The sequence below is a fragment of the Halobacillus sp. ACCC02827 genome, from assembly GCF_030291935.1.
In the GTDB taxonomy this organism is placed as follows: Bacteria; Bacillota; Bacilli; order Bacillales; family Halobacillaceae; genus Halobacillus.
The window spans coordinates 3,041,727-3,056,868 of record NZ_CP128168.1 but is presented as its reverse complement, the minus strand read 5'-3'; the positions used below and the strand labels follow the sequence as shown (position 1 = coordinate 3,056,868).

Below are 15,142 nucleotides of genomic sequence, written 5' to 3'. Positions count from 1 at the left end.
GCGAATCAATATGAACAAAAAAGTAAGCGTATTCATGATGGTGTTTTTCGCTTTGATCCTGACCGCCTGCAGCAGTTCCAGCTCTAATTCCGAAGCGGCAAACTATCCGGATGACCAGGTCGAAGTCATCGTTCCGTTCGCATCCGGTGGATCTTCGGATTTGGTCTCGAGAACGATCGCGACAGAAATGGAAAGCGGCCTCGGTGTACCTGTGACGATTACGAATAAGACGGGTGGTTCTGGTGCGACAGGAATGCTTGCTGTGAAGAATGCCCAGTCGGACGGCTACACACTCGGGTATGTTCCTGTAGAAATGTCGATGCTTGATGGACTGGGGCTTGCAGATATCAAGCCGGATGATTTCGAATATATCGGTCAGCTGATGACGATTCCGGCGGCCATCACTGTGCCGGCTGATGCGCCTTACGATACGATAGAAGACTTCGTTCAATATGCCAAGGACAACCCAGGGGAAATCCAGATCGGTAACTCCGGAGCGGGATCCATCTGGCACATCGCAGCAGCGGCTTTCGCACAGGAAGCGGATGTCGATGTCGAGTATGTTCCTTATGAAGGAGCGGCACCTGCCGTGACGGCACTGATGGGCGGCCATATATCGGCTGTTGCTGTAAGCCCTTCCGAAGTAAGCGCCGGTGTAGCAAGTGGTGACTTGAAGGTGCTTGCGGTCATGGGAGATGAACGCGATCCTTCCCTTCCGGATACACCGACGATGAAGGAATCTGGGTATGATGTATCTGTTGCTGGATGGGGCGGATTTGTCGCGCCGAAGGGAACTCCGGAAGAAGCATTGAAGAAGCTGAGGGAATCATTTAAGGAAGCTTCCGACAGCGATAAATTCCAGAAGTTGATGGAAGATCGCGGTATGATTCCTGCCTATAAAGAGGGCGAAGAGTTCAAAGCGTATGCAGAAGAACAGTATGATTACTTCAATGAACTGATTCCGACCATCGAATTGAATCAGTAATGGTAGGAAAGGAGGAGAAGGACGTGAAGGATCTTCGCCTTTGGATAAATGCGACTATCTTCATTATTGCTGTGTTTCTGTTCTGGCAGACGTTCCAGTTCAACACGGCATTCCAGCAAGAGGGAGTAGGACCAGCCTTCTTCCCTCGGGTCACACTGATCGTCATCATGGTGCTTACTGTGATAGAAACGTTTCTGGCGCTTCGGAAAGCGAAGGAGGAAGGGCGGCAGCAGGTGATGAGCAAGCGGCTCTTTCTCTTCATCGTCGCCATCGGGGCATTCGTTTTCTTATTCCAGGCTTTACCTTTCCTGGTCATTTCTACAATTACCCTGTTTTTGATGGGGGTTATTCTTAGAATAAAGGTTCTTCCGTCCGTCCTTTTATCGGTAATCCTCAGCGTGTCTGTCTATTACATTTTCACGGAGGGATTCAACATCATTCTATAGGAGGAGGGGCATGATGGGCTTCATAGGAGATTTATTTCAAATAGGCACGATCACATTCATTCTGATCGGCAGTGCTCTCGGCCTGTTCATTGGAGCGCTGCCTGGACTTACAGCGACCATGGGTATCGCTATACTAACGCCTCTGACGTTCTGGCTTCCTCCTGAACAGGGACTTGCTATGCTGATCTCCATCTACTGTACAGGTATATTCGCAAGCGGAATCCCAGCGATTCTGATCAACACCCCGGGCACCCCTGCATCGATGGCGACGACCTTCGACGGTTACCCATTGACGAAGCAGGGAAAAGCGGGACTTGCGTTAGGGATCAATGCCATTTACTCCGGACTTGGCGGAATCATCAGTACGATCTTTCTTATCCTGCTCGCCCAGCCGATATCAAGTTTCGCCTTGAGCTTCGGTGCACCGGAATATTTCGCCTTGGCGATTTTCGGACTATCGATGATGATCGGAGTATCCGGAAAATCGATCACGAAAGGGCTGCTTACCGGTTTTATCGGATTATTCATCGCAACGATCGGGCTCGATCCGATCGTCAGCACGCCGCGTTTCACCTTTGAGCAGAGTGCACTCTACGACGGCATTTCCTTCATTCCGATCATGATCGGTTTGTTCGGAGTCGGAGAAATTTTCTATCAAGTGCTTGAAAATCCGCAGAAGATCGAAAAGACGAAGCAGAAGATCGGACGTATTCTTCCGAACAGGAAGGAGCATAAGGAGATGGCGAAGCCTTTCGCCATGTCCTCCATCGTCTCAACCTTCATCGGAGCCATTCCTGGTGCGGGCGGCGATATCGCCTCGATCGTTACATGGGAGCAGAGTAAGAAATTTGCCAAAGGCAAGAAGAAAGAGGAATTCAACAATGGATCGCTTGGCGGTCTGGCCGCTACGTGTACCGCGAACAACGGCGTCATCGGCGGCGCCTTCACGACGATGCTGACACTCGGTCTCCCTGGCGATGCGGTCACCGCAATCCTTATCGGGTCGCTTATGATGTACGGCATGCAGCCGGGGCCGAACCTGCTCGTGGAAAACCCGGATATCGTGCATACGATCTTTGGGCTCTTGCTGATATCGAACATCTTCGTCATCATTATCGGCTTGTTTGGTGCTCAGCTGTTTTCAAGAATCTTGTTACTCAAGCAGGAATTCATCTGGGTTTCGGTCATTCTATTCAGTATCGTAGGAGCGTACGCCTTGAACAACAGCGTTTTCGACGTATGGGTGATGTTCATCAGCGGATTTATCGGTTTGCTGTTCAGGAAATTCGACTATCCATTGGGACCGCTCATTTTGGGGCTGATTCTCGGACCGATGGCGGAGTCGAACTTCCGGAGGGCGTTGGTGATCAGTGGGGATTCCTCGTATTCGATCTTCTTTACGAGGCCTATTTCGCTGATTTTGATTAGTCTGGCTGTGATTTCTTTAGTTTTTCCTTTGATCAAGATGATTCGGAAAAAGCAATCACTTGCGTAAAACAGCTTGATTTTGAGGGATCGTTAATAATACAAGAAGGAACGCAGACGATCAGGCTGCGTTCTTTTTCTCGTTATCTGGAAAGGTGTTTCATTTTGCAATACACTAGTTTATGAGATAATTAGATAAGAAACGCAGCACACTAATCGTTAAAGGAGTTTTGGAATGGCTAAGTATAATGGATATGTCGGTACGTATACGAAACAGGAAAGTAAAGGCGTGTACCAGTTCACGCTCGATACGGAGAAGAAAGAGCTTGGCGATGTGAAGCTCGCTGCTGAATTGAACAACCCTACGTATGTAACGGTCAGTGACGATGATCAGCGTTTATATGCGGTCGCAAAAGATGGCGAGGAAGGCGGCGTGACGGCTTTCTCGATCGGAAGCGACGGCGGGCTGACACCGCTGAATGGGCAGTTCGCAGCCGGATCACCTCCATGTCACGTGAGCGTCGACCGCGATACGAATACGGTCGTGACAGCGAATTACCATACGACGAAAATTGCTTCCTATTTAACGAATGAAGACGGATCGCTGAATCCGGCTGCTTCTGTAGTGGAGCACGAAGGGACAGGCCCGCACGAACGCCAGGAGAAGCCGCACATGCACTATGCAGGCTTCACGCCGGATGAGAAGTATGTCATCGCCATCGACCTCGGAAGCGACCGCGTGATTTCTTATGCGGTGAATGACGGGAAGCTCGATCAGGTCCAAGTGTTTAAGACAGCACCTGGTGCCGGTCCGCGCCACATCACCTTCCACCCGAACGGCAAATTCGCCTACGTCATGACTGAGCTGAGCTCCGACGTACTCGTGCTTCACTACGACGAGAAGGACGGAAGCTTCACCCAGAAGCAGGCGATCACGACGATTCCGGAAACGTTCGAGGAGACGAACGACGGAAGTGCGATCCACATCTCGTCCGACGGACAGTTCGTCTACGCCGGCAACCGCGGCCACAACTCGATTGCGTCATACAAAGTGGACCAGGATTCCGGAGAATTGACGTTCATCGAATGGACGTCGACGGAAGGAAACTGGCCGCGCGATTTCGTCCTTGATCCGACGGAGGAATTCTTGATTGCGACGAACCAGAAATCGAACACGATGACGTTGTTTGAGCGGGATAAGGATACTGGGAAGCTGACGCTTGTTCAGGCGGATGTGTATGTTCCGGAGCCGGTTTGTGTGAAGTTTACTTCCGGTAAATGATTGGTTTATATAATAATGCTATGCACCCATGGAGGAGCCTCCATGGGTGTTTTTTTATGACAGAAAGGTGTGGTTGATGAAGGAATACTGGAGGAAATAGGGAATACATAGGACTATGTGATGAAGGGGGAAAGGGTATGAAGAAAAATCCGATTGCTACAGCGCTGTTTATTCTCGGCGTATTATCCATTGTTGGAGGGATCATTTTAGGCGTGGTTTACGGAACGGAGGAGCCGTCCTATGGCTACGATCAACGAACACTTGGTTGGTCCTTCGTCATATACGGGGCCGTCTGGGGAGTCGTGTTACTGGGATTCTCTGAAATTATCAAACTGCTACAGGGAATCTATAACCAAGGTGCGCCGGAGAAGGAGCGGGCCGAGGAGCACATTTCCACGCCTCCCCCGGAAACAGACAAAGGGTTTGCGGGAAATGTATCTACCGCCGCGAGAAGTGAAATCGTAAATTTCTATAAGAAGAAGGGGATAACGGTTGAGGGAATAGAGCCTATGGAAAAGGAATACTTTTACCTCGTTACGGCCGGTGGGAAACAGGAAATCGTGGAACTGGGCGGGTTTAAGCCGATTGTCCATCCTTCCTGAACAGGACGAAGAGCGCAGACTATGTCTGCGTTTTTTTGTTATCTAAAACAACAAACTATGAAAAGTTATCTCAAAATTAAAAAAACACTTGCTTTATTGAATGCGCTTCCATTAGAATAAGACTCAAAGATAGGTAGTGATGTTTAATTAAAGGTTCATACCTTTGGGAGGAGGAAGCATATGCTGAAGCAGTTGCAGGACCTTAATCAGTCGATGAATGTGGAAGATGTCAGATCGAAGTCCTTTATACGTTACGGAAAGGTGTTGGAGGATTTTCCTTTTCAGAGGTTCGAGGAACGGATGGCCCGCACGTTGATTCCGGAGGTGGGAAATGAATACGTTCCCGGGTCAGCGGAGTTGGAGGAACCCGAATTGAAGGCGCTTTTGGAACGAAGGTACTACGGGGAGATGAGCTGTCAGATTGGATACTGTAACGGCAATAATTCGAACCTGGGTGGACTGGAGTACCACAAAGGCAGTGAGATCAACGTCGCCATGACGGATATGGTGTTGTTGTTAGGGCACTTGAATGAAGTGGAGGATAATTCATTCGATACGGGATTTCTGAAGGCATTCTACATACCGAAGGGCACAGCGGTGGAAATCTATCAAACGACTCTGCACCTGGCACCTTGCAAAGTAACCGCTGACGGATTTAAATGCATGGTCATCTTGCCGGAGGGTACGAATACTCCCTTGGAAGAGGAACAGGCAGGGGAAGACCCTCTGCTTTACATGAAGAACAAATGGCTTCTTGCTCATGAAGAGCATGACAGGTTTGTCTCTAATGGCGCTCATGTCGGGATCAAAGGTCCGAATGTATTTGTTCAGTTTCTGGAAAATGAATTCACTCAAGGAGGAAGGACATGAATAGCATCGCTTTTACTCTGATTACATGTGTGTTCTTTATGGGACTTGTCGGTTGGATCTCTTATCGGAAGGCGAAGGGCCAGGTCAATGATTCGGATGGATACTTCTTGGCAGGACGCGGTCTGACAGGGGGATTCATAGCTGGTAGTCTGCTTCTGACGAACTTGTCTGCGGAGCAGCTGATCGGATTGAACGGACAGGCGTACAGTGCGAATCTATCCAACATGGCTTGGGAGGTCACGGCACCGATTGCTGTCATTATCATGGCGCTTGTCCTCTTGCCGAAGTACTTGGGCGGGGCCTTCTCCACGCTGCCGGAATTCCTCAGCACCAGGTTCGATGATGGTGTGAGACGGTACATTGTCCTGTTGTTCATGCTCGGTTATGTATTTGTTACGATTCCTTCGGTTTTGTATTCGGGAGCACTGGCAGTCCTGAAATTATTCGACGTCCCGGGCCTTCTCGGAATTTCGTTTGAATCCTCGGTTTGGTTAGTGATATGGATTATCGGAATCATCGGTGCAGTTTATGCTATTTTCGGAGGATTGAAAGCGGTTGCGATTTCGGATACGTTAAATGGGATCGGATTGTTGTTCATCGGTCTTTTGATTCCTGTTCTGGGGCTGCTGGCTTTAGGTGATGGAAACCTTTTTCAAGGGTTCAAGACGATGACGACCGATCATGCGGAGAAGCTGAATGCGATAGGGTCGAAGGATGATTCTATTCCGTTCTCTACCATCTTCACGGGCATGATCTTCATGAACATGTTCTATTGGGGAACGAACCAGTATGTGATCCAGCGTGCGCTCGGTGCGAAGAACTTGGCAGAGGGGCAGAAAGGGGTTCTGTTTTCAGGATTCTACAAGCTGATCGTTCCTATCCTGATGATGATCCCGGGGGTCATCGCCTTCCATCTGTACGGAAGCGGGATGCAGACGATGGATTTGGCTTATCCGACGATGGTGACGAACCTGATGCCTACGATCTTATCCGGTTTGTTCCTTGCTGTCCTTCTTGGAGCGGTGTTCTCAAGCTTCAACTCCTTGTTGAACAGTGCGGCAACGATGTTCGCTCTGGATATTTATAAGCCCAGCTTTAAACCGAATGCCAATGATGAGCAGCTGGTAAGGGTCAGTAAGTATTTTGGTACGATCCTGGCGCTGATCTCTTTCTTCATCGCGCCGTTACTGATGAATGCACCGGAAGGGCTTTGGAATATCATCCGCCAGTTCACCGGATTCTTCAACATTCCGATCATTGCGATCGTTCTTGTTGGGATCGCATCTAAGTTCGTTCCACCGGTGGCAGCGAAGATTGTCGTGGTCTTCCACGTCGTTACCTATTACATGCTGGTATGGGGTCTCGGACAGTTGTTCGGCATCGAAATCACGATGAGCTTCGTCCATATTTCCGGCATTCTGTTTGTTATAGAAGTAGCGATTATGCTTGTCGTCGGTTATATGAAGCCGCTTGCCACTCCTTATTCCGTCAAGTACAGCCCGAAAGTGGACATGGTCCCTTGGAAATATGCACTGCCTACAGCTGTCGTATTACTAAGCTTGATGGTTTTCGCCTATATCGTGTTCTCTCCGATCGGCCTTGCTTATCCGGATGCGATCGTTTCGAACTGGTTCTGGATGGCGACAGCTTTATTAGCGGGAGTGACCGCAGTCATTCTTATGGTGGCTAAGAAGAAATGGGAAAATAAATACGTACGATCACAAGAAGAGCAGTTGAAAGAAGCGGGAAATTTATAATTCGAATCGGAGGTCTCTTTCATGAAGACGGTATCAGAACAAAAGCATGGACTAAAGTTACACACTCAAGGAGATCAATTTACCATCGAACTGGATGGCCGTACCCTGCTGAAGCATTCTCCACAATCACCATGTGTCTATGTAGGACAAGGCGAAGAAACGATGGATATGTATAGAGGGAACTTTCACATCGAGGATTATGTCATAGAACGAAGCGGATTGAGATACGCGCAGGTTACGGAAAACCAAACAGGGTATGAAATTGAATTAAAACGGTCTCCAAAAGACGAATCCATCCTGGTGATGCAGGTAGTTTATGAGAAGGAGAGTCTTCGTATTCAATTCGATGGGGACAGGGAGATGTATAACCGTTTCTGGATTCGTATACATGCAGATAACAGCGAACGAGTGTATGGCTGCGGCCAACAAATGTCCCATTTGAATCTTAGAGGGAAGCACTTCCCACTTTGGACATCCGAGCCAGGAGTCGGCCGGAACAAATCAACCTATACGACCTGGCAGGCAGATGTGCATGACAAGGCAGGAGGGGATTATTATCATACGAACTATCCTCAGCCTACCTATCTATCTACGAGAAAGTATTTCTGTCATGTCGAGACGACGGCCTATGCGGATTTTGATTTTCGTAATGATGATTTCCACGAGCTGCAGGTGTGGGAAATACCGGAAGCCGTCCTGTTCGAGAGTGGAGAAACCTACAAGGAGCTCGTTGGCAGTCTGACCTCTCATCTGGGGCGCCAGCCTGAGCTTCCGGAGTGGACGTATGACGGGATATGGCTCGGTATGCAGGGTGGAACGGAGAAGGTCCAGCAGAAAATAGACGAGGCGCGGGAGAAGGGAATAAAAGTAGGAGCAGTCTGGGCCCAGGACTGGCAGGGCAAGCGCGTCACTTCCTTTGGCAGACGGTTGAATTGGGACTGGAAATGGGATGAGAACGAATATCCGGATTTAGATGTGAAATTGAAGGAATGGAAGGCGGAGGGGATCCGCCTGCTCGGCTATATCAATCCTTATCTCGTAAACGATGGTACCTTATATAAAGAAGCGGTTGAACTGGGTTATCTCGTTCGGAACCAAGCAGATGAGGTGTACTTGGTCGACTTCGGAGAGTTTGACTGCGGGATTGTGGATCTGACTCATCCGGAGGCATTCCAGTGGTATAAAGAAGTGATACAGGCCAATTTGATTGATTTTGGACTGGACGGCTGGATGGCAGACTTCGGAGAGTATCTGCCGACAGATGCCAAACTGCACAATCAAGTTTCCGCCAAATTGATGCACAACGCGTGGCCGATGCTGTGGGCGAAAGTCAACTTCGAAGCTGTGGCAGAGTCGGAGCGTCCGGATGATCTGGTTTACTTCATGAGGGCTGGTCATACCGGCAGCCAGAAATACTGCCACTTATTATGGGCAGGTGACCAGAGTGTGAACTGGGATCTGGATGACGGGATCGCCTCGGTTATACCGGCAGCACTGTCCGCAGGCTTATGCGGGAACGGTCTGCATCACAGCGATATCGGAGGATACACATCGCTTCACGGTAATAAAAGGACGAAGGAATTGCTGCTCCGATGGCTGGAGATGGCTGCTTTCACATCAGTGATGAGAAGCCACGAGGGGAACCGCCCCAATGAAAACTACCAATATGATCAAGAGGAAGAAACGATGCAGCATTTCGCCCGCATGACAGACGTCCATGTAGCGCTGGCTCCCTATTTGAGAACGCTCGTCAAGGAGAATGCGGCGGAAGGGATTCCTGTGCAGCGTCCGCTCTTCATGGAATACGAAGAGGATGAAAGAACGTATGAGCTGCAATACCAATACATGTTGGGGGAAGACGTTTTAGTCGCTCCTGTCTATGAGGAATCCGCGACATCCTGGTCAGTGTACTTGCCTGAGGATGAATGGGTGCACTTATGGAGTGGAGAATCCTACAGCGGCGGTACGGTTGAAGTGGCAGCCGGTATTGGCGAACCACCTGTGTTCTATAGAAAAGGTTCTGCCTTTAAAGATACCTTTGAATCCATTCGCCAGCATTACGCATGGAAAAAATGAAAATAAACATAGTTACCTTTAGTAAAAGGTAACTATGTATGTTATATTTGTCTTAAGAACACGAAGGAGGCTACCTGGCAATGAGCATGACCATTCTTTACGTCCCGATCGGCAGAAAGACATTTGACTTGGAAGCAGGAGAAATACAGCGGAAGAACAGTTCGACCATGCTGAACAGTCTTGGGGTTGAAGTGATTGAACCGGAAGAAATCGTGACGTCACCGGATGAATTAGAGGATTTCTTAAATGGCATAGAAAAGGACCGCATCGTCGCATCGATTTATCAAAGTGTCACTTTCGCAGATGGAGAATTTGTGGAGGTGTTGATCAAGCAGGTGCAGGCTCCTGTCATGGTTTGGTCCATCAGGGAGCCGAGCATCAACGGCCGGCTCCGGTTGAATTCCCTGACAGGCGGAAACAGCACGAGCCATATGCTGAAATGTGCGAATCATCCGTATTCTTTCTTGTTCGGGAACCCGGAAGAAGCACAAATCAAAAGCCGCCTGCTCAAGTTCCTGAAAGTCCAATATGTCATTCATGAACTCAAGCAATTCAAAATCGGCGTCGTCGGAGAGCACCCGCCCGGATTCTTTTTCTCTGGGACGGATGAGGAGCTTCTACATAAGCAATTCGGTGTAGAGATCAAGAAAGTAGATTTGATGAAGGCTTTCGAAGAATCAAAGAAACTGCCACAGGAAGCATGGGAGCACGCGATCGATCGGGCGGAACAGCAGGTGATCGGTCTGAACCGAAACGAAGAGACGGTCCAGAGGTTTGCCCAGTTCACGACACATGTGGAATCCATCATAGAGGAAGAGGGACTCTCCGGTCTCGCCATCCGCTGCTGGCCTGATTTCTTTAATGAACTGGGAGCTGCCGCCTGTTCGACGCTGTCCCAATTCACGGAGGACGGTATCGTATCGTCTTGCGAATCGGACATTCACGGCGCTGTCTCGATGTTCATTCTGCAGCAGCTGAGCGGCGGGAAGGCACCTTACCTTGGAGATATGGTCCACGTGAATGAAGCAAGCAATTCTGTCGTCTTCTGGCACTGCGGAGCGGGAGCCTACTCTCTTGCCCATCCGGATCAAGGAGCACGTCCGGGCGTACACCCGAACCGCAAGCTCGGTTTTACGATGGAATTCGGCTTGAAGCCGGGGCAGGTGACCATGTTCCGTGTAGGATACACGCCGGAAGGGTACCGACTGTTAGTGATGCGCGGCAATGCTCTCGATACACCTCAACGCTTCCATGGCACTTCGGTGGAAGTGGAACTGGAAACAGACATCAACGATACGTTATACGGCTTGATGGAAGAAGGGTTCGAGCCTCACTATGCCCTTGTTTATGAAGATGTTGCTGATGAATTGGTAGAACTCGGCCGCCAGCTTGGTGTGGAAACGGTGGTCTATACTAAAGATTAAAGGAGGCACGCCCGATGATGAAAATAGCAATTGGGCAAGCAGGAGGGCCGACCGCTGTGATCAATGCCACATTAGCCGGTTTTGTAGAAAGTGTAAAAGATACCTATGACGTGACCTTTGTCGAGGATGGTTATGAGGGTCTTGTTGAAGAAAGGTTCCGTCCCGGGGATTCCACCATGCTGCAGTGGGTGGTGGATAACAAGGATGTCCCGGGCGCCTGCCTTCGGTCAGGGCGCTATGCCTTCGACGATGAAGCCATCCGGAAATCGGTGGTAAACCTTGCTAAGCATCACATTGATGTCCTAGTTTTCATCGGAGGGAACGGAACGATGGAAGCCCTGTACAAAGTGAAGCAGGAAGCAGAGAAGCAGGGTGTCGAGCTCAAAGTATTAGGGCTTCCGAAAACGGTGGACAATGATTTGGGTGCGACCGATCATGCACCCGGATTTGCCAGTGCGGCGAAATACATTGCCCAGACGACGAAGGATATGAGCCGGGATTTATATGCGATGAACAACTTCGAGCAGGTGAGGGTTCTGGAAACGATGGGAAGGAATGCAGGCTGGTTGGCGGCTGCTTCCGGTGCCTTCCGGGAGTACGAAGAAGAAGGCCCGCATTTTATCGCGATACCGGAGAAGCCGATCGATAAGCAGCTGCTGATGGATGCTGTCCGGAAAGCATTGGATTCCTATGGGTACGCCCTCCTCGTCGTCAGCGAAGGTGTGCAGTGGGAGCAGGGAGAGCAAACGACGCTGGATGAGGTGAATGGACGGTCCATCTTAGGAGGGATCTCCACGGAAATCGCGAATTTCATTAAACAGGAATGCAACGTGACGACAAGAGCAGAGCTCTTAGGAATGAACCAGCGCTCTTGTTCTACATCCCGACTAGATGCAGACGAAGCCTATCAGATCGGCTGGGCCGGTGGCCGGTGGCTGCAGAAAGGGTACGATGGCTGCATGGTGGCGATCGAGCGTAAGCCGACGGATTGTTATACAATAGAATTAAAACCAGTTAAATTAGAGGATGTCATTGCGGAGGAAGAAAGGTTGCTGCCGCCTGCTTTCATCGAGGACTATCAAGCTTACTACCGTTGGCTGAGTCCGTTGTTGGGAGGTGATCCCCCTTCTTACCCTCCAGTTACGAAGAGGAGAGTGGAAATAAGTGAGTACGGATATTAATAATGGTCTGAATAAAGATCTTGCCTTATATATACAGCTGAAAGAAGTGTTTATCGAACGTATCCAGAACGGCCAGTGGAAGCCTGATACATTGATTCCGACCGAACAGGAATTGATGAAAGAATTCAACGTCAGCAGAACGACGATTCGGCAAGCCGTCTCGATTCTCGTTCAGGAGGGTCTTGTCGAGAAGAAGCAGGGTCGGGGAACGATCGTTAAGCCCAGAAAGCTGAGCGGAAACCTCAGTCAATTGAAGGGTTTCGCAGAAGAAGTGTTGGAAAGAGGCCAAACGCCGCGCAGTCGTTTGATCCGAGCCGAATTCAAAGACAACCTTCACCATGAAAAGTCGATGCTGGATATCAAAGACGATCAACCGATTCTCTTGATCGAGCGTATCCGGTTCGCGGACGACATGCCTGTTGCCATCGAGCGGACATGCTGGCCGAAGGATGTCGGGGAAATCTTGATGAAGCATGACCTGGATGAAGCGAGGTATTATGAAATCCTCGAAAAATATAACATCTATTTGAACCGGGCCAAAGAGAAGATCAGTGCAATCAACGCAACGATCAACGAGGCAGACGAACTTGGTATCCGTGCCGGGGAAGCGCTGCTCGAAATGACACGACTGAGCTTCGGCGTCCATGATCGTCCTATTGAATATACAAGAACTAAATATCGTCATGATCAATACCATTACAGTTTTGAACTAAAACGATAAAAAGGAGAAATGACAATGCCATTCATTGATGGGAAAACGATGTTGAATCATGCACGGGAGAACGGGTACGGAGTAGGTGCTTTCAGTGCACATAATGCGGAAACGATCGTAGCCATATTGGAAGCAGCAAAGGAAAAGCAATCGCCGGTCATGATTCAAATCGGCCAAAAGGTCATTCAGACACTCGGTTTGAAGCCTATGAAAGAGATGCTCGACAGCTTCGCAGAGCATTATGATGTGCCGCTTTGTATCCACTTGGATCACAGCCGCCAATTCGAACAAACGATGGAAGCGATCCAGCTTGGATTTCAATCGGTGATGTTCGACGGCTCCGCCCTGTCTTTCGAGGAAAATACGAAGATAACGAGGCAGGTGGTCGAAGCTGCCCGGGCCCTTGGTATCGGCTCAGAAGGGGAGATCGGAAAGATCGGCGGTACGGAAGATGATATTACGGTAGCAGAGAAAGACGCCCTCATTACGACAACACAGGAAGCGGTGGATTTCGTAGAGGCGACGGATGTCGATTATCTGGCAGTCTCGATCGGAACAGCCCATGGCATCTACCAACAGACTCCGAACCTCCACTTCGATCGGTTGGAAGAAATCTCGAAAGCGGTGCAGCGTCCGGTTGTTCTTCATGGAGGTTCTGACGTTCCGGATGAACAAGTGAAACGCGCCATCTCTTTGGGCATTGCCAAAATCAATGTCGATACGGAACTCCGTCAAGCGTTTACCCGAGGCTTACAAAACTACATGGACGAACAGCCGGAAGACATCGTCCTTGCCAATTCCTTAGGAGCAGGCCTTGCGCAGATGAAAGAGAAAGTAAAAGAGAAGATCGATGTATTCGGCAGTGCCGGATATGCAAGCGAGTTCAGCACAAGCAAAAAGGTCGTAACGTTACAATAAATAAGGAGGTTGTTACTATGTTTGAAGCGATGACAACGTACTCGTTTGGACTTTTTATAGACGGAGAATGGGTCGAGAAAGACGGTAGAGATCCGGTCTTCAATAAATACTCACAGGATGTAGTTGCGGAGACGGCTCGAACCGATAAAGAGGATGTCGATCGTGCTGTGGAAAGTGCGCGAGCAGCTCTTTCCAACTCCTTCTCTCCGTATGAGCGTTACGAGGTTTTATTGAAAGTGGCGCACTTGCTTCGGGATAACGAGGAAGAATTCGCTCAGGCGATTGCTAAAGAGGTCGGAAAACCGATCACAGAATCCAGGGGAGAAGTAGGCCGATCTGCCTTGACGCTTGAAATTTCCGCCGAAGAAGCGAAACGGATTCACGGCGAAGAAATTCCGGTGGAGGCAGCTCCCGGGTCAGAAAACCGCCGTGCCTTTACAAGACGCTATCCGGTCGGCGTTGTAGCAGCCATCACACCGTTCAACGTCCCGCTGAATCTTGTTTGTCATAAAATCGGACCAGCTCTCGCCGCAGGCAACAGCGTTATTTTGAAGCCGGCCGAGCAGACACCTGTCTCCGCGTTACTACTGACCAAACTGTTTGAGGAAGCGGGACTGCCGAAGGGCCGTTTGAACGTATTGACGGGCAAAGGTGAAGAGGTCGGCCCATTACTGACATCCAACCAGGACATAAACATGTTCACCTTCACAGGAAGCCCTAAAGTAGGAGGGATCATCCGCGAGCAGGCTGGGCTGAGAAACGTTGCGCTTGAACTTGGAAATAATTCCGCGACCATCGTTCACAAGGATGCCGATATCGAAGAATCAGCTTCTCTTGTTGCTCAAAAAAGCTTCAATAATGCGGGGCAGGTGTGCATTTCCGTCCAGCGCGTCTATGTCCATGAAGATGTCTACGACGAATTCCTGACGAAAGCTCGGGAGGCTTCGGCCGGCATCAAACTGGGCGACCCATTGCAGGAGGCTACCCAAATGGGACCGATGATTGCGGAAGAAGAAGCGATCCGGGTCGAACAGTGGGTGAAGGAAGCTGTTGCAGAAGGAGCAAACGTAGAGACGGGCGGAGTGAGAGATGGAGTGTTTTATCACCCGACTGTACTTACGAACGTAAAGGATACGATGAAAGTCTGCCGCGAAGAAGTGTTCGGTCCAGTTGTCGCGGTCGATTCCTACCTGGATGAAGACGAAGTCATTGCGCGTGTGAATGATTCCGAATACGGACTGCAGGCGGGACTGTTTACGAATGATATGTCCTTCGTCATGAAGGCTATGGATGAGATTCATGTCGGCGGATTGATCGTCAACGATACATCAGGCTATCGTGTCGATCATATGCCTTACGGCGGAGTGAAGAAGAGCGGTACTGGTAAAGAGGGCCCTCGTTATGCCATCGAAGAAATGACGGAAGAGAAAATTATCGTATTAAATAGTTGAGAGGAGGGGAGTC

The 15,142-nt window shown here is 49.7% G+C and carries 13 protein-coding genes; all 13 read left to right on the top strand.

What is annotated here, in order from left to right; all coding sequences use genetic code 11:
• Positions 1-10 precede the first annotated feature (10 nt).
• The 13 genes from QRD89_RS16220 (at position 11) to QRD89_RS16160 (ending at position 15,129) form a co-directional block, all read left to right on the top strand.
• The gene (locus tag QRD89_RS16220; protein ID WP_286095785.1) at positions 11-985 is read left to right on the top strand and encodes a tripartite tricarboxylate transporter substrate binding protein; all 975 of its coding nucleotides are present in this window, start codon (positions 11-13) and stop codon (positions 983-985) included.
• A 23-nt stretch (positions 986-1,008) separates the two neighbouring features.
• Entirely contained in the window at positions 1,009-1,431 is a 423-nt protein-coding gene (locus QRD89_RS16215; protein ID WP_286095783.1) for a tripartite tricarboxylate transporter TctB family protein, read from the top strand.
• Between the two features lie 10 nt (positions 1,432-1,441).
• Positions 1,442-2,926, top strand: a complete 1,485-nt coding sequence (locus QRD89_RS16210) for a tripartite tricarboxylate transporter permease (RefSeq protein ID WP_286095780.1) — start codon at positions 1,442-1,444, stop codon at positions 2,924-2,926.
• A 165-nt stretch (positions 2,927-3,091) separates the two neighbouring features.
• On the top strand, positions 3,092-4,138 hold the full coding sequence (locus QRD89_RS16205) for a lactonase family protein (protein ID WP_286095779.1): 1,047 nt from the start codon (positions 3,092-3,094) through the stop codon (positions 4,136-4,138).
• A 137-nt stretch (positions 4,139-4,275) separates the two neighbouring features.
• Positions 4,276-4,740 (top strand): hypothetical protein, encoded by a 465-nt coding sequence (locus tag QRD89_RS16200; protein WP_286095778.1) that lies wholly within the window; start codon positions 4,276-4,278, stop codon positions 4,738-4,740.
• 180 nt (positions 4,741-4,920) lie between these two features.
• Positions 4,921-5,610 carry a DUF4867 family protein gene (locus tag QRD89_RS16195; protein ID WP_286095776.1) on the top strand — a complete coding sequence of 230 codons (690 nt, stop codon included), beginning with the start codon at positions 4,921-4,923 and terminating at the stop codon, positions 5,608-5,610.
• The gene (locus tag QRD89_RS16190; protein ID WP_035388273.1) at positions 5,607-7,367 is read left to right on the top strand and encodes a solute:sodium symporter family transporter; all 1,761 of its coding nucleotides are present in this window, start codon (positions 5,607-5,609) and stop codon (positions 7,365-7,367) included. The genes QRD89_RS16195 and QRD89_RS16190 overlap by 4 nt, the downstream gene beginning before the upstream one ends.
• 21 nt (positions 7,368-7,388) lie before the next feature.
• A complete protein-coding gene (locus QRD89_RS16185; protein ID WP_286095775.1) occupies positions 7,389-9,443 on the top strand; it encodes an alpha-glucosidase in 2,055 nt (684 codons plus the stop codon).
• 80 nt (positions 9,444-9,523) lie between these two features.
• A complete protein-coding gene (gene sftI / locus QRD89_RS16180; RefSeq protein WP_286095774.1) occupies positions 9,524-10,867 on the top strand; it encodes a sulfoquinovose isomerase in 1,344 nt (447 codons plus the stop codon).
• 14 nt (positions 10,868-10,881) lie between these two features.
• A complete protein-coding gene (locus QRD89_RS16175) occupies positions 10,882-12,048 on the top strand; it encodes a diphosphate--fructose-6-phosphate 1-phosphotransferase (protein WP_286095772.1) in 1,167 nt (388 codons plus the stop codon).
• Complete coding sequence (locus QRD89_RS16170; protein ID WP_236096522.1) at positions 12,032-12,769, top strand: GntR family transcriptional regulator; 738 nt, start codon at positions 12,032-12,034, stop codon at positions 12,767-12,769. The genes QRD89_RS16175 and QRD89_RS16170 overlap by 17 nt, the downstream gene beginning before the upstream one ends.
• A 15-nt stretch (positions 12,770-12,784) precedes the next feature.
• On the top strand, positions 12,785-13,678 hold the full coding sequence (locus QRD89_RS16165) for a class II fructose-bisphosphate aldolase (protein ID WP_286095770.1): 894 nt from the start codon (positions 12,785-12,787) through the stop codon (positions 13,676-13,678).
• Between the two features lie 17 nt (positions 13,679-13,695).
• Positions 13,696-15,129, top strand: a complete 1,434-nt coding sequence (locus tag QRD89_RS16160) for an aldehyde dehydrogenase family protein (RefSeq protein WP_286095769.1) — start codon at positions 13,696-13,698, stop codon at positions 15,127-15,129.
• The last annotated feature ends 13 nt before the right edge of the window (positions 15,130-15,142 follow it).

What these genes read in the sequence shown, in the direction of transcription:
- QRD89_RS16165 (WP_286095770.1), top strand. Translation starts at nt 12,785, where the DNA reads ATGCCATTCATTGATGGGAAAACGATGTTGAATCATGCACGGGAGAAC.
- QRD89_RS16185 (WP_286095775.1), top strand. Translation starts at nt 7,389, where the DNA reads ATGAAGACGGTATCAGAACAAAAGCATGGACTAAAGTTACACACTCAA.
- QRD89_RS16220 (WP_286095785.1), top strand. Translation starts at nt 11, where the DNA reads ATGAACAAAAAAGTAAGCGTATTCATGATGGTGTTTTTCGCTTTGATC.
- QRD89_RS16190 (WP_035388273.1), top strand. Translation starts at nt 5,607, where the DNA reads ATGAATAGCATCGCTTTTACTCTGATTACATGTGTGTTCTTTATGGGA.
- QRD89_RS16160 (WP_286095769.1), top strand. Translation starts at nt 13,696, where the DNA reads ATGTTTGAAGCGATGACAACGTACTCGTTTGGACTTTTTATAGACGGA.
- QRD89_RS16205 (WP_286095779.1), top strand. Translation starts at nt 3,092, where the DNA reads ATGGCTAAGTATAATGGATATGTCGGTACGTATACGAAACAGGAAAGT.
- QRD89_RS16175 (WP_286095772.1), top strand. Translation starts at nt 10,882, where the DNA reads ATGATGAAAATAGCAATTGGGCAAGCAGGAGGGCCGACCGCTGTGATC.
- sftI (WP_286095774.1), top strand. Translation starts at nt 9,524, where the DNA reads ATGAGCATGACCATTCTTTACGTCCCGATCGGCAGAAAGACATTTGAC.
- QRD89_RS16210 (WP_286095780.1), top strand. Translation starts at nt 1,442, where the DNA reads ATGATGGGCTTCATAGGAGATTTATTTCAAATAGGCACGATCACATTC.
- QRD89_RS16200 (WP_286095778.1), top strand. Translation starts at nt 4,276, where the DNA reads ATGAAGAAAAATCCGATTGCTACAGCGCTGTTTATTCTCGGCGTATTA.
- QRD89_RS16195 (WP_286095776.1), top strand. Translation starts at nt 4,921, where the DNA reads ATGCTGAAGCAGTTGCAGGACCTTAATCAGTCGATGAATGTGGAAGAT.